The organism is Enterococcus sp. C74, assembly GCF_040887125.1.
In the GTDB taxonomy this organism is placed as follows: Bacteria; Bacillota; Bacilli; order Lactobacillales; family Enterococcaceae; genus Enterococcus_B; species Enterococcus_B hirae.
On record NZ_JBFOFA010000005.1, the window covers coordinates 100,266 to 123,527 of the forward strand.

Consider the following 23,262-nt stretch of genomic DNA (forward strand, 5'->3'; position numbering starts at 1 on the left):
CCCAAAATACAGATTAGGTTAAGGAAAATAATGATTCTTTTTAAGAATTTGGATTCAATTTTTGTGGATAAAAACAAGTTAACCCCTCCGATGATCCAACAACTCATCATCACGAATATAAAAAAGACGTAATGATAGTTGTTGATACGTGGAATGAAGTACAAACTAGTCAAAACAATCGGACTAAGTAACAAAAACGATGTTAGCATTGTAGCTTTTTTTAATTTTAATGACGGCATCTTTTTTCTCCTTTGAAATAAAAGTGATGTTTTTTGTTTATTTGTTTTGTAAAAAGTTAAGTAAATAACCTATAATTTCCCTAAGTTGCATAAAATTGAAATATGTAAAAAATAGATAGTTGGTAAAAAGTAAGATCCCTCTTATTTTTTGATGGCTAACCTTGGTGGAGCAGTAGAGCCCAATTATTCCAGGTATAATCATACTCATGATTAAAAACAGTCCTTGGGGGCTATTTACTCCATAATAAAAATGCACACATACTAAGCTACTAATTGACCAAAACATAGACAAACCTAGACATATTAAATAAAATTTTTTATTCACTTTTTCCCTCCTTTCATCCGCTATGACAATAAAGCCAAATCCAACCATAGATACAAATAAGATTAAGTATAATCACTAATCTTTTTAATCCTTGAGAAGCAATACTTTCAAAAAAAGCAAGCTCCCTCTACTGCATCTCCAACAAGAAACAATCGATCGCATAAGAAAATCAACGTTGTATCTTGTACAATAAGCATAATAAAACCAAGGGATATTCCTAAAAAATATAGCCTTCTATTAATAAATAAATTGCTTAAAGTAGGTGGTGAAGAACTAATTACTACCTGTTAGCCAATTAATTTTTTGCTTTTCCCCCACTCTTAACTTATTCTTTATAGCCAAGAAATTTCGTTAATCAAAAGAACCACGTGAAAATAAGTAGCAAAGAAGTAATTGATCCCTAGTAATACCCACTTAATTTTTCCATCCTCGAGTTGTGCGGAAAGAATAAGTCCAATCAAGCCAAAGTAAGTCAGTAAAATCAACGCCCCAATTATCACCCAAGAAAAATGTCCAGCTAATAAGTAATTCCCCCAAATAAAACAGGCAAGTGAAAATAGCAATGGTAAACTAACTATAACCATTTTTCCCCATTTTTTTTGTGAACTAAAAAATAGCATCGTTGATACAAATAAATAGCACAATCCTACCATAATTATTAACCAACCAGAGGGTTCAAAAATAAAAAGTCCTAAAACGATAAAAATGGCAAGTCCATGGACACAAAGAAAATGGACAATCACGACGAATCCTCTTAAGAACTTAGACCGGCTACCTCTCGAAAAAATCAAGCTGACTCCACTCAACACGCAACAAGAATAATAGGATAAGAGCAACCACGCTGCTTGTTCCTTTATAACGAATGGCACAACACCTAAAGCGATACAACTACCTAACAACCCCAACGAAACAATCGTACAGGTTTTACTATTTTTTGAAATCATCCACACAGCTCCTTTTTTATAGACTGGATCTAATTTCAATAGAAACATTTCTCTCACCGTTCATTGCTTGGTTCTTACTCATTTAAGTTCGTTTACTCTTATTTTTACGCTCATTGCCAAAAAAATTTCACAAAGGTATTGAAAACGACAAGTATTTGCAAGTGGGTAGCCAAAAAATAATTGATCCCTAATAAGAACCATCGCCAACGTGTCTGTCGGATCTTCATTGATAAGTAAATTCCTGTAATACCAAGAATAATCATCAATAATTCTAAAAATAACCCTTCGATATCTAAGTAAAAATCATAAATATAGTACAGCGTTAGGAAACAACTAATCGATAGAATCATAGCAAGACATAGCCCTTTATGGTCAACTATTTTTTTCATCTTTTCTCCCTCAATAATTTTAAAAATGCCAAACCGATTCAATTAAATCTTCGCCAAATATCAAACCAATTATCAAGCCAGCTATACAGCCAATTATAGAGACTGATAAAATTTAGAAGGATCACTACTATTTTTAGATAATTAGATTTGATCTTGGTAGCAAAGAAAAGGCTAACGCCACCTAATAACCAACACGTAATCCTCACTAACAATAGAAACTTAAGCTCATCTGTTTGGACATAGCCAACATAAGCAACACTAAAAGATAACGCTAACAAAACAAATGAAATGATGGTACAGGTTTTACTTTTTAATGGGATCATTTTCTTCTCTCCTTTTCATTCTTCAAACACATTTTTTAGTATTTTTAATAAGAATACTCATCTCTCCTAAACACTTGCCTTTGTCAAATACCTGATAGTTATAGACCAAAAATCCAAACGACGATATGGAAATAGGTTGCAAAAAAATAATTGCTCCCTAAGAGAACCCACTTGACTTTTCTATTCTCGTTCTTGAGGTTCGCCGCAAGAATAAGACCAACCACCCCAGACAAACTTAGTAAAATCAAAAATCCAAGCGTACGCAAATAATCCCCAGAGGTAAGGTAACTGTAGTGGACCCTGATAAAAAAGCCAGCTGACAAGATCATTGGTAATCCTAAACAAATGATCGCTACTCGTTTCTGATCTTTTGTTTTCAGTAACCAGATAGATAGTAGAAAATAAGCAATTAGCGCAATAAACCAATCAAATCTTGCAATACTAACAAAGCCGATAAAAATAAATACAACTCCAAAAATACAAGCAAAATGAATGAAAGCTGCCCATCTTTTTAAAAGTTTTGAATGCACACCAGTAGAAAAAAGCAAACTGAGTCCACTGAGTAAACAACAAAGATAATAGATGAACACTAGATTGATCTCTATAAAAAGTCCGACTGACAAAGCCATTGGCAATCCCAAACAAATGATCGCCTCGCGTTTCTGATCCTTTTTTTTCAGTAGCCAAATTGTTAGTAGCAAATAGGCAATTAAATCATATCTTTGAATGCCAATAAAACCGGTAAAAATATATAAAACCCAATAAAGACAGCCAAAATGAACGATAGCTGTCCATTTTTTTAAAGGGGTGGCATACACTCCGGTAGAAAACAACAAACTAAGTCCACTGAGTAAAAAGCAAAGACAATAGATTAACACTAAACTTACTTCTGAAAGGTTGTGAAAAGATTTCACAATTATCCCAACAGAGCCCCTCATTACCAATAATGTACCTAGAAAAATGCTACAGACGAAGAAAATCATGGAATACTTCGTACAGGTCTTACTTGTTAGCGACAACATCCACACTACTCCTTTCTAACAAAAAACCTTTTTATATTCTAGCAAGCCACTTCCCTTTCCAGTACTCGATATGTATGTAAGACGTCTCACTGAAGAAAGGTGAAGATATGGAAATACATTGCAAAAATATAATTCAACCCTAAGAGTATCCATTTGACTTTTCTGTTCTCGTTATTGATGTTTACTGAGAGAATGAGTCCAATTAATCCAGACAAACTCAGTAGAATCACATAACCAGTCCATTCCCAGCTAGCTCCAGAAGTTAGTAGCTCGTAATTGATTTTGAGAAAGAGCCCTATTGAAAACAACATCGGTATCCCCAAGCAAACGATTGCTACTCGTTTCTGACTTTTTGTTTTCAATAACCGGATGGACACGAATAAATAGGCCATTATCGCAAGGATAAAAATGAAACCTTGAATGATCATTAAACCTATCCAAAATAGACCAATGAAATAAACACAACTAAAATGACTAATTCTAATCAACCATTTTAACTCTTTTGAACGTACACCGGTCGAAAAAATCAAACTGATGCCACTAAATAAACAGCAAAGATAATAGAAAAAAAAGCCACTTACTTCTTGATAATGACTAAATGGAGCAAATCCATGCTCCCCTGCCATCCTACTCACTACTAGTAAAAAAATGGAGGAAATACTACAGATTAAGAAAATCACTGTAAACTTGGTACATACCTTACTTGATAACGGCAACATTTACACTACTCCTTTCTAACAAAAAACCTTTTTATATTATAGCAAGCCACTTCCCTTTCTAATACTCAATATGTATGTAAGACGTCTCACTGAAGAAAGATGTAGATATGGTAATAAGTTGCAAATAAATAATTAATACCCAAAAGTATCCACTTGGCTTTTCCCTTATCGAGTTGCGTTGAAAGAATCAGACCACTTAAACCTGATAAATGAAGAATGACTATGTATACAATGGCGTCCCATGACCATTCCCCCCCATAAAGGATTAGTTCGTAATTGAGCTTGATAAAAAAGCCAATTGAAATAATCATCGGTATCCCGAAGAAAGTGATCGCTAGCCATTTCTGCTTGCTTGCTGTCAGTAAAACGATAGCTAGGAACAAATAAAGAACGATTAAAAAAAGTACATGGAATACTTCAACAAAAAGAAAACCGAAAATAAAGAGAGAAAACCAATAAACACTACTAAAATGGACAATCGCAGCTGTCCGTTTTAAAATTTTTGAATGCGTACCTGTAGAAAAAATCAAACTGAGCCCACTGAGCAAACAGCTAAGATAATAGAAAATCATCAGACTTCCTTCTGGAAGATCACTTAACGGAATAAATCCATAAACTTTACCAAACAAACCAACAATCATCAACATCATTAAGAAAAAACTACCGATTAAGAAATTTCTTGAAACTTTCGTACACGTCTTATTATTTAGCGATAACATTTGCACCACTCCTTTTTTATTTTCCTAACTAATTTTTTAAAAATGTAGCAAAAAATAGACCGATCAATCCTGACACCATGATAAGAAAGAACGGAACCAAAGTTTTAAGAACAAGATAATACATGTAAAGCGCTGTCACACACCTAAGAGACACCGCCATGGATAGCACCAAACCAACTAGATAAGCCTTCATTCTCATCTTCTCCTTTTATATTAATGAACAGATTGTCATAATCTGTGAAGAAAACAATCAAGTATTTATTTTAAAAAAAACTACCCTTTTACCATTTTTTCTAGAAATAATCGATTACAAAATCTAGATTCAGCAAAAAGGTTAAACTTATTTTTTAAAAAATGTTATCTTAAATTAAATAAAACCTAAAATTTAATAACAAATAATCATTATACACATTAACTAGGTTACATTCTTTTTTATTACCCCTTCTATAAAACCCTAAATAAAAGCTAAAAAAACAACAAAAACACTCTGTATTTATCATAAAAAACAAAATAACAACGCTTACAATCTTATTTTAATTTATTCCATTCTAGCTGTTATGTCTCGTATTTCACGTCAATAAAAAACATAATCAACAAGTGTTTATAGATGCTTGATTATTTTTTATATGTTATTATTTTATCATAAAACTTAGGAGGAATACCCGTGAAATTTAAATTCTTTTTTATTGTCACCTTTTTATGGACACTTTTGTTTGCTGTCTCTGTCACTAATGACCATGTAGATACAACGACTAATGATCAGCTGACTCAATACAATTATTTTTCCAAAAATGAATATGCTCCCTTTGATCAAACTTTTGAATAAAAGCCAAATTACGATATCTGATTAACGGCAAAGAAAAAAACTTTCGTTACATTCGAACGATAGAAGTAACTCCAACAGAATTTAAAAAGCCTCTTAAGTTCGCTTTAATAGCGAACTTAAGAGGATTATTTTTTCTAGACTAGCAGAAATGTTTTACGTCCTTATTTTTGTTGAAGACGTGCTAATTCTTGTTGTTTAGCTTCGTAAATTTCTTCAATGTCATCTTCTGACAACGGTGTGCCAAAGGGTTGTTGCACTTTCAATAGTTCTCTTTCTGGCGCATCTACACCGACATTCACATCATTACCGATCGGTACACTATAATGATGGATATGTCCGTGAAGATTACGGATACTATCGTTTGATCCCAACAACATCGGATAATGAGTCAAATAATATTGCTGATGATTGAATTTGATGATGGTTCCGACATCATAAAAATAAAACTTTTTTGAACCAACCTTGTTTCCTGGATCATGTTTTTCTAAATACCTGAAAAAAGCACGACTGTCATGATTTCCCTTGATTAAATGGATTGTCCCATTGAGTTGTTGCACCAGCTCCAGTATGTCTTGGCTACCTTTTTCATATTGTGGGTGCATCGCCAGATCGCCTAAGTGATACACGTGATCGGTTTCTTTGACAACTTTATTCCAACTATCTATTAGCTGCTGATTCATTTCCTCCACACTAGCAAATAAACGAGGGGCAAAATCATTATTGCCTAATAAGTTTTTATGAAAAAAGTGCATATCACTAATAAAAAAATTCATATTGACCCCTTCTTACTTCCTTTTCTTTTAGGGTAAACAATCTAAGACAAAGTTACAACTGTTTAGATTCCCACAGTCTCTCTCAAATCATGCCAAACTAAACGATGTCTCTTACCGTATTTCCACTTCCCCCTCCACATTTTTTCAAAACGAATATTATTTCACCATCAAAACCTAATTATATAAAAGTTATTTTTAAATATTTATAAAATAACAAATAAATATAATAATCGCTCTATATAAAAGCCATTGTTAATTATTGTCAAAAAACAATGTCACAATCACAATACATTCAAAAACGCCTTTTAAAAACCTTAAATTTTGATATAACTATGTTCGATCTAACTATTTATTTATTCTTGTTATGCATAACAACCGACAGAATAAAAAACATTTGTAACTATAAAATATAAGTAATTAAATCATTTTTGTATGTTATTATATTGTTGAAATACCAAAGGAGGGGTGCTCTTGAATGTTTAGTGCGATAACCTTATAAAATCTTTCCCTATTGTCCTTGCAAGTTTAGTATTAAACGCTTATTTCTTTTTTAGACAACACCATTTTTCAACCAAAATCCAAGCGAAGGTACCATGTTTACTTTCTGTTTTTAGGACTAGAGTATGTTTTTTATAAGGTATCAATGATCAAAGAATAAAAATAAATAATACTTAATTGAGTATAAGGAGGAAAATTCATGAAAAAGTTACTCTTATCTTTACTGCCGCTTACGATGCTATTGAATCCTGCCAGCTCCGTCATTACACACGAGATGAATGAAGTCACTCTACCGCTTATTTCATATACCCAAAACAACAAACAGACACTTCAAGAAGTCAAAGACTCGAACAATCTAGAAACCAAAGTAGATGCGTTAAATTTAGCTAATGATTCTAAAGCAGCATTAGCTTGGAGCAATCGTCATTTTCCAACAGTTTTTAATGAAGACATTAAATTTATAACCGGTATCAACAAAAAATTACGAATAAAATACCTGAACAGATCTGAGTACTACCAACCACAGCAAAATATAAAACTTCTTGACGATCTGTTTCTCACACAAGCATCAGAAGATATTAATTTATACGCAAACTTTACACCGGATGATTTCGGAATCAATTCAGAGTATTTTATTAGCAATCCCGATAAAATCTATCAATCCATGTTAAAAAATAGCCGTTATGGTATTGACCATGGTTACCTTCTGGGCAGTTTGACTAAAAATAAACTGAATCTTGAAAATAATGAGTATATCCAGATGAAAATTACTGTACCTAAAGGAACGAAGATGATGAGGGTTGGAACGCTCTTAGACTCAAAATACGTATTACCAAGAGAAAGCACTTTGCATTATACCCTGTCCAATTTTAATCAAAAAGATAAGACTATCACCATCAATGCACTGTTGGTCGATCGAAGTGAACTTGAACATGAGACAACCGAGTTAGAAAATAAATTGAACCACGAAATGAAATCGCTTTACAATACTCCTTCTAACCTTGTTAAGTTGACTCCACTAGGCTTAAATGCCGGACTCGTCCTTACAAACAGCATTCGCGTCATTTCACACACCTTGGATTCTTTAAGCTCGAATCATATTCTTACTGAGAATTTACTAGAAAAGGAAAAACTTCATTTTACAAATGGTTTATTCGTTCATACAGAAGCATTAGAGAAGTTAAACCAGTACTATCCAGCGGAACAATGGCAACAAGTTTTTGAACAGAACTATGACCTAAAACATTTGGGACTTACACAATCATGGGACGACGATAAAGGTTATTTTAGTGACAGTGACAGCGTGATTACTTTTTCTCATTACGAACCAACCGATAACTTACCTCAACTAGATGTAAATAAAACCTTATCATCTACAGTCATACACGAAATTTTTCATTACCTTATTGATTTAAAAGATAGATTTAAACATAAAGAACTTTTCAAAGATGATCCCATTGCTTTTGAGACTAAAATAAAACAGCTGAAAGAAGCTGAAATAAATGAATTAGTAGCATTGTTAAATAGTTCTTATGCAAAAAGTAATTGGGAAGAATTTATTTGTGAAGCTTTCGCAGCAAAGTTCAATCCTGACAAGGAAATAAGTAATCGTTTTAAACAGGAAGTTCCGAAAACAAATCGAATGTTAGATATTTTATTTGATGAAGCACCACCATCAGCGCCTAATCATTTAAAAACAATCGAAGTCGGTGGTAATTCTGCCACTTTAACCTTTGATCATTCTACAGATAATACTGGTGTTGAAAAGTATCAGATCTATAAAAATGGAGAACTTACTAAAACTGTACTTGCTCCAAAAGATGCAAATGATCTTTCCTATCCTGATCCTGGAAAACACTCACAAAATTTAAAAGTAACATTTGATGATCTTGAACAAGCAAAAGAATATGAGTTTTATGTTGTCGCAGTTGATGATGCGTGGAATGAATCTGAAAAAAGTTCTATACTAAAAGTAACAACACGTGACGTTGAACCACCAAAACTAACTGGACCTTTAACAGGGCAACCTTTAGTAAGCAGTGCCGCAAGGTTTAGCTGGCCTCCTCCAACAGATAATCAAAAAGTAAAAGAAGTACGGTTATACCGAAGACACTCCTCTTCATTACTAGTCGAATATACTCCGTCTTTCTTAACAACAAATGAAACATTTTTTATTGTTCCCGAAGGCACCAATTACTATACAGATTTCACCGTTGAAAAAGGGCAATCTTACACCTACTATATGACTGCTATTGATGAAGCTGGAAATGAGTCAGAACAAAGTAATCAAGTTATCATTCGAACAGAGGATAAGCATGATGAAAAGCAAAATGAAGATAGAGCAGAAAATATCACATCTTCTCAAGCAACACTTAATTGGTCTGGCCTTTTCGGCGGACTCAACGTATCAGGTTTTAATATCTTTGGTTGGTTTTCTGGTGGCGGAGGTTGGCTATTCGGTGGCATGACATCTGTCGCTGGGTCAGTAACGTCTTCTCTAGTCAATTTAACTTTAGGCATGTCGCATCACTTTGTTATCGTTCCTATAGATAGTCAAGGTAATCCGATCCATGCGGGAATACAGATCAGTGTAGACTCAGTTGATCGTTCCTCTATCCAAACCAAAAACAGTATCTTATATCAGGGGCAAGAATGGCGTAAAGAAGATAATTTCGTTCACGCAACAGATGAAGATGGTAAAGATATCCCATTCAAAGATGGGCGTATCACAACAAATGGAGCTCGTATTGATACCAGCAAGCCTGGAGTTTATGAGTTAACTTATACGTTTAAAGGAATTGCCAAAAGAACGGATTCCACTTTTACAGTTACGGTCAAAGAAGACAACTCCTCTATCCAAACTAAAAATAGTATCTTATATCAGGGACAAAAATGGCACCAAGAAGATAATTTCGTTCACGCAACGGATGAAGATGGAAATGAGATTTCCTTTGAAGACGAGCGGATTGTAACGAACAATGCTAGTGTTGATACAAATAAGCCAGGTATTTATGACTTAACCTACACATTTAAAGGAATTGCCAAAAATACGGATTCTCCTTTTTCAGTTACGGTCAAAGAAAATAAAACTTCCATCCATACGAAAGATACTGTCTTATACGTTGGGGAAGCTTGGACTAAAAAAGTCAATTTCCTTTCTGCTACTGATGCGGATGGAAAAACTGTTTCTTTCGATGACCCTAGGATTTCAGTAAACGGCACAGTCGATACTCACAAACCGGGTGACTACACCATTGTCTATCAATTTACTGATAAAGGTAAAACTGTAACTTCTACCACAAATGTTACAGTCAAGGAAGACTTGACTTCGATTAAAACAAAAGACAGTCGTCTCTACACTTTACAACAATGGACTAAAGCAGATAATCTTCTATACGCTACCGATGCTGACGGAAATGAAATTCCTGCAGATGATGAAAGAATTTTCATAAGCAGAGCCGCTAACACTGCTAAACCAGGCGTTTATGAAGTCATCTATTCGTTGCAAGGAAAATCAAAAACGTTCAAAGATACAGCGATAATCACAGTAGTAGAAGACCAAACGACCTTGGACTTAAAAGATGTGACACTATACACAGGTCAAACATTCGATCCAAATTCTCCATTTAAAAACGTGACAGATAAAGATGGACAAAAGCTTGAAGCAAAAGATGTGGAAGAATACTATATTGATGAAATCAAAACAAAAGAGCTTGATACGTCTAAACCTGGGACACACACGATTAGAATCGCTTATTATGATGCAACAAATAATTGGAAATACAGTACCCGACAGCAAATCACGATTAAAGAAGACTTGTCTTCTATCGTTACAAAAGATAATGTCGTATTCGTAGGCGAAAAATGGAATAAACAAGATGCTTTTGTGAGCGCGACAGATGAAGACGGGAAATCAGTTCCTTACTCAAATGGACGCATCACAACGAATGGCGCTAAAATCGATACAAGCAAACCAGGCGTCTATCAATTGACTTACACCTTTAAAGGGCTCGTCAAAAGAACGGATTCTACTTTTACAGTTACTGTGAAAGAAAAGTAAACAAGCAAAGGAATCCAAACTTCATTATTAGTTAGTCAAAACCGACAGCGCGTGTGAATCATGGTAAACTTAAGGAAAAACAGGAGGTATTGATTATGCCTATCAGCTTTCATACTACTCTGACTCCTTCAGCAATCGAGATTACGTTACCAAATGAACATGGGAAGATGACTATCACAAAAGAAAAACCAGCTCTACCTGATCATTCACTTTATCTATTTTTCAAAAACAAACAATGTATCGCAATCGGTCAAACCGTGGTACCTAAAAGTTGGGATCACATCGTATTGGTTCAACTTCCTTGGGATCTTGAAGCCAGTCATCTAAGCTACCTACTTCAAGAACAGGCAGAATCAACGGGATTGACAGTAGAAATCGATGATTCCGCAAAAGAAACGATCCCTCAAGTACAAGTCAAAAAGTTAGCGGAACCAGTCGAAGAAATCACAAAAATCTTAGCAGTATTTGGTTACTCTTTAGAAAAAAGCAGTCCTCAAAAGAAAAAGCCGGCAAAAGCAAGACATCGTTGGACAAAGGAAGTTAGTGAGATCCCTTTTACCGTTAATTTTAGAAACAGTCAGGCAACACTTTATTGGATCAGTCGAAATGAACTGTTGATCAAAAAGGGGGCTATACTATTAGCGGAAGCTCCTTTAAATAAAGACGGTTCCGTCAGTTATGCGGCAAAATATGGGGATAAATTACGTGATGATTATAAAGATAGCATTGTAGGAAATAAAACGAGCAAAGATATTATCGTCAAAAGCGTCAATGAAGCAAGTCTGTTACTCTACTTCGGTGGAACAAACAGCTGGTTAGAAATCATTGATGAAAATGGTAAATCCTTAGATGAGTGGACAAAAGTAGAATAGAGGAATGGTTATTCTCTAGCGATTGTCCCGTTTCAATAGATAGTAAAAAAGCAAAGAAATCAGCTTTACTAGCTGTTCTCTTTGCTTTTTTTACTGGCAACAATGATAGATACGTTCGACTTCCTTAGACTTTTTCAAATAATCCTCGGCTGATCATACCATCCATCAAAAAATAAAATTTATCTTGACTCATTTTTTGTCGGTCGTCTTTAAAAATATTGACTGCTTTCAATCCGTTAGCTGTCGTAATAGACATTTTTAGTGTTTGGATATCCTTTGAAACAGTGATTTTTAGTTTAAACCCTTCTTTGCTTTGTGGGGTTGCATCTAGCGGACGGATCAACTGATAGTTGCCGCCATTTGTTTCGGTAAATCCATTGTCTCTCAAAGTGTAGCGTTTTGCATCTGGATGTAAACGATAACTTGTTTTTGCTCCTAAAACTGTGGCTGTTTTTTCAAATGCCATGATTTTCACCTCGGTAAATTGATTTCTACTTTTATTATAAAAGTTTCTTGCATCATTTACTAGGTTTTTTCCAACTTAGATTGATTGGATCAATACATCAAGAAAACGTTGGACTTCTTCTTTGATATTGCCGTAACCAAAACTGATTCGTATGGATTCTTTAAGGATTGGTGTATCTTTCCCATACATTGCCTCCAGCACATGCGAAGGTTCGATATTACCAGCTGTACATGCTGACCCAGTAGATATCGCAATCCCATTAAGATCCAACTTCATCAAAAGTAAGTCATTCGCAACACCAGGTAATCGAAGGTTTAACACATGTGGTAATTTGTTGTTTAAATCACCATTGACTTGATAAGAAATTCCTTCTTTTTTCAAGGTATTCAAAATCAATTCTTGGAATCCAGCATATTTTTCACTTCGAGCTTCACGTTCTTCAGCGGTTAGAAGCTTGACCGCTTGCGCCATTCCCCAGATACCTGCGAGATTTTCAGTACCTGCTCGCCGCTTCTCTTCCTGTTCTCCACCTAAAAGTAGTGAAGGAATATTTATGCCATCTTTTTTATATAAAAATCCTACGCCTTTTGGTCCATTGATTTTATGGGCAGAGATGCTAAGTAAATCCACACCTAACTCCCTTGGATGAATCGTCTGATTCCCATAAGCTTGAACTGCATCGGTATGAAAATAAGCAGGATGTTCCCGCAACCGTTCGCCGATTTCTTTGATTGGCATCAAATTCCCGATTTCATTATTCCCAAACATGATCGAGACTAAAATCGTTTCATCACTTAATGCTTCATCAAAGTCAGTTAGTGAAATATTGCCTTTTTCATCTACTGGTAAATACGTGACTTCAAAGCCTTGTGTTTCCAGATATTTCATTGTATTCAAGACAGCAGGATGTTCGATAGCGGTAGTGATCAAATGATTCCCGTCTTTTTTTCGTGAAAAAGCCGTTTCAAGGATCGCTGTATTATCGCCTTCTGTCCCTCCACTATTAAAAATGATTTCATGATCATTGACTTTTAAACTATCAGCAATAAGTTGTCTTGCTGTTTCTAACTTTTCATGGGCAATTCGGCCGAAGCCATGGATACTCGAAGGATTCCCAAAGGTTTCTTGCATCATTGTGGTCATTTCTTGAATGACGTAGGGATGCATGGGCGTCGTCGCTGCATGATCCAAATAGATTTTTTCCAACTTCTTTCATCCCTTCCAAATAGAACTAGGCACATTCTAGCATAAAATAAGCAAGTTACCAAAGAAACAATCGCTAAACCAGGATAGTTTCCCAACTTTTAGAAAAAAATTCGTTCCACAATTCGTGCTACCACGATTGTCGAACGAATTTTATTTCATCACATAACAAAAAATGATTAATCAAATACTTTTTCTTCTAGACGGAACAATGGACTCATTGGTGTATTTTCATGAATTCGTTTAACCGCTTCTCCCATCAACTCTGAACAAGTAACAATCGTTAAATTGTTAGGATGACGTTCTTCTTGAGTAAATACAGAATCAGTGATGCAGATATCTTTAATCGGTGCATCATCTAAAATTTGTTTTGCAGGAACAGACAACAAGCCGTGTGAAGCACAAGCATAAACCTCTTTTGCTCCGTTTTCTTTCAAAACATTAGCAGCTCGAGCAAGCGTTGCACCAGTATTCAAGATGTCATCGACCATGATACATGTTTTTCCTTGGACATCACCAATCACATATCCACTATTTTCATCTGCATCATCGGCGTGATCCACGATCGCCAATGTACTATTCAAATATTCAGAAAGACTTCTTGCACGTTGGACACCACTATTTTTTGGTGAAACGACAACAATATCGTCACCTGTTAAACCAAGTTCTCGGTAATAGTGAGCAAACAATGGCATTGTGAATAAGTTATCTACAGGGATATCAAAGAATCCTTGGACTTGAACTGTATGCAAATCCAATGTCAGCACACGAGTTGCGCCAGCTTCTTGGATCAAATTAGCAATCAATTTAGCTGTGATCGGTTCATGTGGTTTTGCTGTACGGTCTTGTCTGGCATAACCGTAATAAGGTAACACAACATTGATTGTTTTTGCACTGGCACGTTTCATCGCATCGATCATGATCAATAATTCCATATAATAATCATTAACTGGCTGATTGGTTGATTGCACGATATAAACATGATCCCCACGAATACTTTCTTCGATATTGATCGAGATCTCTCCATCACTAAATTGTTTTACGACACTTTTTCCTAGCTCCGTTCCAAACACCTTGGCAATTTTTTCTGCCAGTGGTCGATTTCCATTCAAGCTAAAGATTTTCAATGTGTCATCCTGATACTTTTTACTCATGTTGTCCTCCCTATTGTTCTCTCTTCTTCGATAGTTTAACATATTTTTTCCAGTTTTTCTGGTAATTTCTGTAAATAATTTTTAAGGCAGCGAAACAGTTCCATTACACCAACTAGCAGGAATCAATTGATCCGTGTTGCCCCAGTTGTCATGAACTTTGTAAAAGCGTTCTCCAGAAGAGGATTGATAATATGCATATGCAGTGACCCAATGATTGCCATAGGTGCTCCCTAATACTTTCAACACCCCTAAGATCACAGGTTTTCCTTGGCGAATCCGTTTAGTCGCTCGCTGCCAAGAACCAAGCATCGTACTTCTAGCAGACACTCGATTTCCTGTATGTTTTAAAAACTTCGTGATACCATGACTGACTTGACCGGGAACCGTCGGAAGTCCTAGCGGCTGGATCGCTTGGCGTAATGCTTCACTTAGTTGCGCATGGTCTTTCGTTCCTTTTTCACGTAACGTTGGAGAGAAAAACAATTCGTTTTGAAAATCTTGGTAATAAGCAATAAGGACAGTTGCAGCATAGGTCCCACAAAGATAGCCAGACGGTGTCCGCCAATTTTTATAGTTTAAAAACCGTTGTTCAGGCAATCCCACCCAACAATCCAAAAGTTCTTGTCCGTTTTCCTTTGGCGCAATCAAAGCTTTTTCACGATTATCTGCAAGCCAACGAGAAATATTGGTGACTTCTGCTTCAGTCATCGGTACGAGTTGATAAGCTTTTCTTGCATCTGGGTAGGAGTGGCTCGCAGGACCGTATTCTATTGGTTGTTTGTTTTGATCTAGGATGACATAACTACCATCTTCAAAAATTAAAGCGTAACTCTTTTCTTCATCCTTCATCGCCAACTGTTCCACAGCGCTTAACCGTTTCTTGATACCATCTAGATTCCATTCGATTGATTGTTCAAATACAGTTTTCAAGAACGAATCACCTCCGTCTTTTTTATTATAAGTGAAATAAGGAGAAAAACAAATCAGATAGACTAGTTCTGCTGTGACTACGGCAAGACCCCAACAAGTGCTTCTTTCCTCTTTCTATTTGTTTATTCGCTGTTTTTATATGATAATAGGAACATTAGATAAAAAGGAGCGATAACCGAATGAACAAAGAACTTATAAAGCAAGACTTTTTTGAAGCTGTGAATGAAGAATGGCTAAAAACAGCCATGATCCCCGCTGATAAACCAGCCACTGGCGGTTTCCAGGACTTAGTTGACGGTATCGATGATCTTTTGATGACAGATGTTGATCATATGCTGGCTGAACCTGATAAAGTCCAATCAGATATGATGCGTCACTTTCTTCATTTTTATCAATTAGCTAATGATTATGATCGAAGAAACCAGTTAGCTGCTAAACCGTTGCTTCCTTTAATTGAACGAATTGAAAAAATCGAATCTTTTGAAGACTTGAACCAACAATTTCCTACTTGGACATTGGATAGTTTACCTTTACCATTTAGCTTAGATGTCGATGCGGATATGAAAAATGCACAAACAAACGCATTATTTGCTTATCCCCCTTCATTATTTTTACCTGACAAAACTTACTATACTGCAGAACATCCAAATGGTGCGCAACTATTAGGCGTTTTCTTTGATATGATGGTCCAACTCGTTGAATTAACCGGAAAAGAAAAAAGCCAAGCAGAGGCAATCGTTGAACAAGCTATCCAATTTGATCGATTGGTTGCGCCTCATGTTAAAAGTGCGGAAGAAAAAGCGGATTACAGCAAAATGTACAATCCCCGGTCATTTGACACCTTCATCCACTATACCGATAAACTGGATCTGGAAAAGTTGACAGTGGGATTGATTGGTACCACACCGGATAAAGTAATCGTGACGGATCCTGTTTATTTTGAACAGTTAGGCGAACTACTAACCACAGAACATTTTCAATTGATCAAAAGCTGGATGATCGTCCGAACGATTCGTTCGTTGAGTAGTTATCTATCAGAAGACTTTAGACAAATCAGCGGAATCTTCTCACGGACACTCTCAGGCACAGATGAAGCCATGCCGCAGAAAAAAGCTGCCTATTACTTAGCTTCAGGTCAATTTGACCAAGTCGTTGGCGATTATTATGGCAAAAAATACTTTGGTGAAGCGGCCAAAAAAGATGTTGAGCATATGATCGAAAAAATGATCTCTGTCTATAAAGATCGTTTAGAAAAAAACAACTGGTTAAGCGATACTACTCGAAAAAAAGCGATCATCAAATTAGATAAACTAGGAGTTCAGGTCGGCTATCCAGACCAAATCCCTGCGTTATATACGAAGTACCACACAGTGACACAAGAAGAAGGCGGAACCTTGCTTTCCAACGCTTTAGCCTTCAGCAAAATCGAATTGAAAGAACGTTTTGGTCGCTGGAATCAACCTGTTGATCGGACGGAATGGGAAATGAGTGCTGATACAGTCAACGCCTATTACCACCCTTTCAGAAATGTCATTGTTTTTCCAGCTGCTATTTTACAAGCACCATTTTATAGTTTAGAACAATCAAGTTCAGCAAACTACGGTGGGATCGGCGCTGTCATCGCCCATGAAATCTCTCATGCCTTCGATAATAATGGTGCCTTATTCGATGAATATGGTAATTTAAATAACTGGTGGACGGAAGAAGATCTAGCGCACTTCCAAGAAAAAGCCCAAGCAATGATCGAAGAATTTGATGGCTTATCATTTGCTGATGGTACTGTTAATGGTAAGCTTACTGTTTCAGAAAATATCGCAGATGCGGGCGGTCTAAGTTGTGCTTTAGAAGCAGCAAAAAACGAAGCAGATCACTCACTAGCAGACTTTTTCGTCAGCTGGGCGACGATTTGGCGGACAAAAGCAAAAAAAGAATACCAACAATTGTTGTTACAAATCGACGTTCATGCCCCTGCTAAATTACGTGCCAATATCCAACCCCAAAACTTGATGGAATTTTATGAAACATTTGCGATCACTGAAAAAGACGCGATGTATCTTCCACCTGAAAAACGAGTGCATATCTGGTAATACAGTTAAAAAACGCTCCAATGGCATAAGAAAATTTTTTGAAACAACCTCTCATATAAAAAAATTGACTTATTTCAAGGAGCGGTTGTTTGAACACTATTTTTCTCTTTACGAGGGACTGAGACAAAAGTTGTCTCAGTCTTTTCTAGTATCTCTAAAAACGGATAAACGGCGTTCAAGAAGCAACTCCTCAACAATAAGCGATGATTTTCTAAAATATGAGGAGCTATTTTAAAAAATCCTCTCTTATTCGCTCGGAGCTAAACGCTTCTTTCACAGCCTCTTGCTAAACGGTGTTCAAACATCAGCTCCTTGAAATAAGCCTGAATTTTTCAAAACATGAGGAGCTGTTTCAAAAAATTCTTTCTTATTGTCATCAGAGCTACCCGATGTTTTCACGACCTCTGATTCACGGTGTTCAAAGAGCTGACCTTCGGCGATAAGTCAAAAAATCTCAAAACATGGGAAGCTGTTTCGAGATTTCCATCCTTAATGCTCCTGCGATTACTCGTCGCAGTTTTTACTTGGTGAGCGCTCAGGTCAAAACACTCTTTTCACGACCTCTTGTTCACGGTGAGACAAAAGTAGCATCTACGGAAAATTTGCCGAAATTTACCAAAAATTTGAGAAGCACCAAGTAGGTAACAATCAACATCAAAAACTAGTTTTTGTGTTTCTTGTCAATTTTCGGAAATTCCTTCTTATTTCTTGATGCTGAACACTTTTGTCTCAACCTCTCTTAATATTATCATTTACTTTTCTACCAAGCTCATTTTGACTACCCACAAACCAACTCCACTTAATAAAGAAAAATAAATCCTTCCATCTTCCTTCACTGTTCTCTACTGTTATCTACCCTTTCCGACCATAAATAGTCATAAAACTGCATCATTTCATTTACCTCTTTATTTTCGTTAACCTTTGTAATAAAATTAGTTAACGAAAGTAAAGAGGTGTTTTTATGGAAAATCTATTCGAACCTTGTGTTCCGCTAACAAAAACAACATGTCTGGAGATACTAAAAGACAAAACTAATTTATGGGGGTATTATGCACAAGCCCTTCAGCTCAAAACAAACAAATCACAAAATATCATCCGTCTGAATACATTGCTGAATGCTAAGAGCGGCTTGTGTAGAGAAGATTGTGGTTATTGTGCGCAATCAAAAAAAAGTTCTGCAACGATTGAAACATATGGATTATTACCCAAAAAAGAAATCATTCGTAAAGCGTTGATTGCTAAAAAGAATCATTCCAGTGTGTTTTGCATTGCGTTAAGCGGAACACGCCCATCAAAAAAAGAAATCCACATTTTAGGTGAGGCAATTCAAACGATCAAAAGCATAATGTCGATTGAGATTTGTTTATCCATTGGCTTAGTTACTGAGGAACAAATTGATTATTTAAAATCGTGTGGAGTAGATCGGTTGAATCATAATCTTAATACTAGTCGAGATAATTACCCAAACATCACAACAACCCATTCCTATGATGATCGGTTAGAAACATTAAACAAACTTCGTCAGCACAAAATGAATATTTGCTCTGGTTTTATTTGTGGCATGGGAGAAACAGATGAACAATTAGTCGATCTGGCTTTTGACTTAAAAGATCAAGAGCCTTATTCCGTTCCAGTCAATTTTTTACTTCCAATTGCTGGAACAATGTTTGAGGAACACAATGAATTAACCCCTATGAAATGTTTAAAAATCTTAACCATGCTGAGGTTACTATTCCCTACTACAGAACTTAGGGTAAGTGCCGGAAGAGAGTTTCATTTAGGAGAACTCCAGCCATTTGCTTTATTGATCGTGGATTCTATTTTTTTAGGCAACTATTTGACAGAGAAAGGAGCACCTATTTCTGAAGATCAAAAAATGCTTGATCGTTTAGGTTTAGTTGTGGCTGGTGTCTGTGATGAAGAATAATTATATTATATGCGGGATTCATACCGATTGTGGAAAATCAGTGATCAGTGTCTTACTCTATGAATATTTACGTGATCTGACAAATCAGGAACCGTTACTCGTGAAACCGATCCAAACAGGACCGTTTCCTGATACAGATTTTTATCAAGCATGCCATATTGAGAAACAAAATATTGTTCATTTCTATTCAATGTCATTAGAAGCTTCTCCACATATCGCTAGCAGAAAAGAGCATCAATGGATCGATCTACTTGTCTTGAAGGAAAAAGCAAATGTTGTCTTGAAAAAAAATCGACCCACGATTTTTGAATTAGCAGGGGGTCTGCTTTCTCCCATTAATGACTCGCAAACCATGTTAGACATGATCAAACTTTTGCAATTACCGGTTATTCTCGTTTCGGATAATTATTTAGGTGCAATCAATCATACGTTGCTAACGACTAGTTTATTACAAAGCGAAAACATTCCAATAGCAGGTCTGGTTTTTAATTCAAGTAAAGCAAATGAAAAGAATGACATGGAAGATTTAAGCCAATGGATGACAGATAAGACAGGAATCACACAAATTGGCAAATTACCCTATTTAGAGGATTTAACTCATTGGTTAAAATCGAGAACAAAAAAAAGAGAACTTAGTAAGGAGTGGCATTTAAATGTATACAAATAGGCGAGATATCACCATGATGGCGATGATGATGGCATTATTGATCATCACAGCAAAACTAGTGATTCCGTTACCACTATTCGATTATTTATCTTTACAAATTATAACGATTTATCTGATTTATCCTTTATTAGGAACAAAATACGGGCTCATTGTCACATTCAGTTATTTGATCCTAGGGCTCATTGGATTACCGATTTTCGCTAGTGGCGGAGGTATTTTTTATATTTTTAAACCTAGTTTTGGCTTTCTACTATCTTTTGCAACTTTCCCACTGATTCAAGCTACACTGTCAAAATTGTTCTGGCGCAGAAAATGGCTCCCATTAAAAAAAATCCTGATCATTAACTATTCAGGATTACTTTATCTCTATTTAATCGGTCTGTTGTATAAATGCTTGATTTTATTCTTTTACCTTAAAGAAACGAATGTTCTTTACAGTGTGCTAGCAGTTTCCACATTGATTGATTTAAGTTGCGATATCTTACTTGTGTTCGTAGCTAGTTTGCTTACCTATAAGTTATTGCCACTCATTCATAAGCACAAACTAGCAAACCAACTCTTTATCTCCTAATAAAAGCCGCTATTTCAGCGATTGGAAAAGAATCGAACCATCGGCTTAAAATGGATACTGATTGATTGACTTAAAAAATCTTACAAAATTATGAAAGAAAATAAACCGAAGAAGAGGTTGAGACAACTTTGTCCCAGTCCCCCTTCGGTTTATTTTTCCGTATTGACTTACTCTATCATACGACAGAATGTACAACAGAACGATCTGGTTACTTCATGAACCAGTTAGGCCCACAAATCATTAACAAGCTTATTATATATTTACTTGATCAACGTTGCCCCGAGGACTGTTTCAAAATGACGTAGTGCCCAGTCATGACCGACTGGATCAAAGCTAGCTACAGCATCTTCAAAAATAAACAGTTGATAGCCTAAATTATATGCATCAACAGCTGTGTGCAACACACAAATGTCCGTACATACGCCAGTCAAATAGAGTTCAGTGATCCCCCGCTCACGGAGCCGAATATCTAGATCTGTTCCACTAAAAGCAGAGTAATGCCGCTTATCAATCCAATAGACATTGGCTTGTTCTTGGGCGTTTTCGTAAACAGCTTGTAGCGAACCATAAAGGGCACGACCATTGGTGCCAATCACGTTATGCGGAGGAAATAGTTTATTTTCAGGATGGAAGTTATCCGATGGGTCATGCGCATCAATCGCAAACACCACAAAGTCTCCCTCTTCGATAAACTTTTTCGTGTGAGTCGTCACTGCTTGTTCAATCACTTGCCCAGCTTTACCTGTCGTTAATTTCCCGGCATCTGCCACAAAATCATACGTGTAATCAATCGAGATCAATGCTTTCATTAATGGGCTCCTTATACAAGATGTTTGACAAATTCGATTACCATCTCAGCAGAACGTTTCCCTGCATCTTCAATAAACTCATCAAAGGTTTGTGTCGCTGCATGATCAGCAGTATCACTCATCGCACGAACGATCAAGAAAGGAATATTGAACTGACGAGCCGTTTGTCCAACAGCCGCTCCTTCCATTTCACAAGCCAACGCATCTGGAAAGTTTGTTAAAATCTCTTCTACTTTTTTGGAAGAATCAACAAACGTATCTCCAGTAACGATCAAGCCTTCTTTCACATTCAGATCTATCGCTTTGGCTGCTCTTGCCATCTCTGTGCGAAGATACGTACTTGCTTCATAATAAAGCGGCATCCCTGGTATTTGTCCTGGCTTATAGCCAAATCCGGTTGCATCTGCATCGAAATAAGCTACTTTATCAGAGATTACGATATCGCCTACTTGTAGCCCTTGTCCGATACCACCCGCTGAACCTGTATTGATGACCATATTTACACCATATTGTTGGATCAATAAACTAGTAGTGACTGATGCCAAAACTTTACCGATCCCTGAACGAACCACAATTACTTCATGTCTTCCTAAAGAGCCTGAAATGAACAATGCTCCTGCTCGTTCCCATGACAAGGGTTCACTTAGCTTTTCTCTTAAAATTTTGATTTCTTCTTCCATTGCACCGATAATACCGATTTTCATAGCTTTTTCCTTCTTTCTAAATAAATGCGACCGCAAAAAATACGACACACAATAATAGAATAACAATAATCAAGGATTTCATCAAAAATGAATTCCACTTCGTCGTTTTTTCACGTTCACCGATTCTTGTTTTTGTGATAGGTTTGTTCCGTTTTTGTTCCTTTCGATAAAAACTAGCAATTTTCTTTTCTTCTTGCTGATAAGCAGCCTCTTCTTTTCTTTGCCGTTTTAATGACTCTTGGGCTTGCGTCTGCTGTCGTTTACGTAATTCACTTCTCGTAATCAGCGGTCCTTTGGCCATCAGCCGATCCCTCTACTTTCCTTTAATCAATAGCTCCCAATATTGGATCGCATACATGGTTTTCGCATCACAGATAAGTTGATCATCTATTGCTTGTTTAGCTTCTGCGAAAGTCAGTGCATATAATTCAAGCACCTCATCTTCATCTTGAGCCAACGGATTCTCTACTTTCTGTAAATCAATCGCATGATAAATATGCATGATCTCATTTGCAAATCCTGGTGAAAGATACATAGATGAAACTTGTTTGAGCTTTCCTGCCCGATACCCAGTCTCTTCTTCCAGTTCTCTTGCAGCGGTACGTTCCGGTGTTTGGCTTTCTTCTGGATCGATTTTCCCAGCAGGGATCTCCAAAATCACTTTTTCTAATGGTTTCCGAAACTGTTTCACTAATAATAAACGATTCTGATCATCAAATGCGATGATCCCTACACCACCCGGATGAAACACTAATTCACGTTTGGCAAGTTTTCCATCTGGCAGGCGGACGTCATCTACTGCAACATCGATGATCGCTCCGTGATAGATTTCTTTTCGTTCGATCGTTTTTTCTTCAAATTGCTCATATTCAAGCATCTTTCTCCCACTTTCTTTGTAATAATACCCGCTTTTCGTTTACTTTTCAATTTTTCTAGAGTTTTCTTTTAGTTTACCATAACTAAACCTTAGAAATTCTCTAAATCTACAAAATCCTCCTTTAGTCCCATACTCTTTCTTAGGTTGAGTGTGCTAAA

Annotated in this window: 23 protein-coding genes; 7 read left to right on the plus strand and 16 right to left on the minus strand. The window is 36.3% G+C overall.

Annotated features, from left to right (window positions below):
• Positions 1–896 precede the first annotated feature (896 nt).
• The 7 genes from AB3H93_RS08345 to AB3H93_RS08375 form a co-directional block, all read right to left on the minus strand.
• Positions 897–1,508: a hypothetical protein gene (locus tag AB3H93_RS08345; RefSeq protein WP_368020422.1), complete on the minus strand. Its 612-nt coding sequence runs from the start codon at positions 1,506–1,508 to the stop codon at positions 897–899.
• A gap of 110 nt (positions 1,509–1,618) precedes the next feature.
• On the minus strand, positions 1,619–1,897 hold the full coding sequence (locus AB3H93_RS08350; RefSeq protein ID WP_081128482.1) for a hypothetical protein: 279 nt from the start codon (positions 1,895–1,897) through the stop codon (positions 1,619–1,621).
• Between the two features lie 38 nt (positions 1,898–1,935).
• Positions 1,936–2,220: a hypothetical protein gene (locus AB3H93_RS08355; protein ID WP_368020423.1), complete on the minus strand. Its 285-nt coding sequence runs from the start codon at positions 2,218–2,220 to the stop codon at positions 1,936–1,938.
• A 98-nt stretch (positions 2,221–2,318) separates the two neighbouring features.
• Complete coding sequence (locus tag AB3H93_RS08360) at positions 2,319–3,098, minus strand: hypothetical protein (RefSeq protein ID WP_368020424.1); 780 nt, start codon at positions 3,096–3,098, stop codon at positions 2,319–2,321.
• 230 nt (positions 3,099–3,328) lie between these two features.
• The gene (locus tag AB3H93_RS08365; RefSeq protein WP_368020425.1) at positions 3,329–3,868 is read right to left on the minus strand and encodes a hypothetical protein; all 540 of its coding nucleotides are present in this window, start codon (positions 3,866–3,868) and stop codon (positions 3,329–3,331) included.
• Between the two features lie 179 nt (positions 3,869–4,047).
• A complete protein-coding gene (locus AB3H93_RS08370) occupies positions 4,048–4,680 on the minus strand; it encodes a hypothetical protein (protein WP_368020426.1) in 633 nt (210 codons plus the stop codon).
• Positions 4,681–4,708: 28 nt separating this feature from the next.
• Entirely contained in the window at positions 4,709–4,873 is a 165-nt protein-coding gene (locus AB3H93_RS08375) for a hypothetical protein (protein ID WP_185068162.1), read from the minus strand.
• A gap of 471 nt (positions 4,874–5,344) precedes the next feature.
• Between AB3H93_RS08375 and AB3H93_RS08380 the strand changes: the two genes are divergently transcribed.
• Positions 5,345–5,506 carry a hypothetical protein gene (locus tag AB3H93_RS08380; RefSeq protein ID WP_368020427.1) on the plus strand — a complete coding sequence of 54 codons (162 nt, stop codon included), beginning with the start codon at positions 5,345–5,347 and terminating at the stop codon, positions 5,504–5,506.
• A gap of 161 nt (positions 5,507–5,667) precedes the next feature.
• Here the strand turns inward: AB3H93_RS08380 and AB3H93_RS08385 are convergent, their stop codons facing one another.
• Positions 5,668–6,279, minus strand: a complete 612-nt coding sequence (locus tag AB3H93_RS08385) for a metallophosphoesterase (protein ID WP_368020428.1) — start codon at positions 6,277–6,279, stop codon at positions 5,668–5,670.
• Positions 6,280–6,976: 697 nt separating this feature from the next.
• Here AB3H93_RS08385 and AB3H93_RS08390 point away from each other — a divergent pair.
• Complete coding sequence (locus tag AB3H93_RS08390; RefSeq protein ID WP_368020429.1) at positions 6,977–10,837, plus strand: bacterial Ig-like domain-containing protein; 3,861 nt, start codon at positions 6,977–6,979, stop codon at positions 10,835–10,837.
• Positions 10,838–10,932: 95 nt separating this feature from the next.
• The gene (locus AB3H93_RS08395; protein ID WP_010720815.1) at positions 10,933–11,709 is read left to right on the plus strand and encodes a hypothetical protein; all 777 of its coding nucleotides are present in this window, start codon (positions 10,933–10,935) and stop codon (positions 11,707–11,709) included.
• Positions 11,710–11,833: 124 nt separating this feature from the next.
• On the opposite strand, the gene AB3H93_RS08400 is transcribed toward AB3H93_RS08395, so the two are convergent.
• The 4 genes from AB3H93_RS08400 to AB3H93_RS08415 form a co-directional block, all read right to left on the minus strand.
• Positions 11,834–12,175, minus strand: a complete 342-nt coding sequence (locus AB3H93_RS08400; protein WP_010720816.1) for a DUF1831 domain-containing protein — start codon at positions 12,173–12,175, stop codon at positions 11,834–11,836.
• A gap of 75 nt (positions 12,176–12,250) precedes the next feature.
• Positions 12,251–13,381 carry a cysteine desulfurase family protein gene (locus tag AB3H93_RS08405; RefSeq protein WP_368020430.1) on the minus strand — a complete coding sequence of 377 codons (1,131 nt, stop codon included), beginning with the start codon at positions 13,379–13,381 and terminating at the stop codon, positions 12,251–12,253.
• Positions 13,382–13,557: 176 nt separating this feature from the next.
• Complete coding sequence (locus tag AB3H93_RS08410) at positions 13,558–14,532, minus strand: ribose-phosphate diphosphokinase (protein ID WP_010720818.1); 975 nt, start codon at positions 14,530–14,532, stop codon at positions 13,558–13,560.
• A gap of 81 nt (positions 14,533–14,613) precedes the next feature.
• Positions 14,614–15,462: a dihydrolipoamide dehydrogenase gene (locus tag AB3H93_RS08415; protein ID WP_178305715.1), complete on the minus strand. Its 849-nt coding sequence runs from the start codon at positions 15,460–15,462 to the stop codon at positions 14,614–14,616.
• A gap of 179 nt (positions 15,463–15,641) precedes the next feature.
• On the opposite strand from AB3H93_RS08415, the gene AB3H93_RS08420 reads away from it, so the two are divergent.
• The 4 genes from AB3H93_RS08420 (at position 15,642) to AB3H93_RS08435 (ending at position 20,714) form a co-directional block, all read left to right on the plus strand.
• The gene (locus tag AB3H93_RS08420; protein ID WP_368020431.1) at positions 15,642–17,549 is read left to right on the plus strand and encodes a M13 family metallopeptidase; all 1,908 of its coding nucleotides are present in this window, start codon (positions 15,642–15,644) and stop codon (positions 17,547–17,549) included.
• A gap of 961 nt (positions 17,550–18,510) precedes the next feature.
• Positions 18,511–19,476, plus strand: a complete 966-nt coding sequence (gene bioB, locus AB3H93_RS08425; RefSeq protein WP_368020432.1) for a biotin synthase BioB — start codon at positions 18,511–18,513, stop codon at positions 19,474–19,476.
• The gene (gene bioD, locus AB3H93_RS08430) at positions 19,466–20,143 is read left to right on the plus strand and encodes a dethiobiotin synthase (protein ID WP_034699883.1); all 678 of its coding nucleotides are present in this window, start codon (positions 19,466–19,468) and stop codon (positions 20,141–20,143) included. Before bioB ends, bioD begins: the two co-directional genes overlap by 11 nt.
• Positions 20,130–20,714: a biotin transporter BioY gene (locus AB3H93_RS08435; protein ID WP_010737130.1), complete on the plus strand. Its 585-nt coding sequence runs from the start codon at positions 20,130–20,132 to the stop codon at positions 20,712–20,714. Before bioD ends, AB3H93_RS08435 begins: the two co-directional genes overlap by 14 nt.
• A 260-nt stretch (positions 20,715–20,974) precedes the next feature.
• Here the strand turns inward: AB3H93_RS08435 and AB3H93_RS08440 are convergent, their stop codons facing one another.
• From AB3H93_RS08440 to AB3H93_RS08455, 4 genes are read right to left on the minus strand one after another with little or no spacing between them, the layout of a single operon-like run.
• Entirely contained in the window at positions 20,975–21,523 is a 549-nt protein-coding gene (locus tag AB3H93_RS08440; protein WP_368020433.1) for a cysteine hydrolase family protein, read from the minus strand.
• Positions 21,524–21,534: 11 nt separating this feature from the next.
• Complete coding sequence (locus AB3H93_RS08445) at positions 21,535–22,227, minus strand: 5'-methylthioadenosine/adenosylhomocysteine nucleosidase (protein WP_368020434.1); 693 nt, start codon at positions 22,225–22,227, stop codon at positions 21,535–21,537.
• 16 nt (positions 22,228–22,243) lie between these two features.
• Positions 22,244–22,528 carry a cell wall synthase accessory phosphoprotein MacP gene (gene macP, locus AB3H93_RS08450; protein WP_096708750.1) on the minus strand — a complete coding sequence of 95 codons (285 nt, stop codon included), beginning with the start codon at positions 22,526–22,528 and terminating at the stop codon, positions 22,244–22,246.
• Positions 22,529–22,540: 12 nt separating this feature from the next.
• The gene (locus AB3H93_RS08455) at positions 22,541–23,104 is read right to left on the minus strand and encodes an NUDIX hydrolase (RefSeq protein WP_368020435.1); all 564 of its coding nucleotides are present in this window, start codon (positions 23,102–23,104) and stop codon (positions 22,541–22,543) included.
• Between the last annotated feature and the right edge of the window lie 158 nt (positions 23,105–23,262).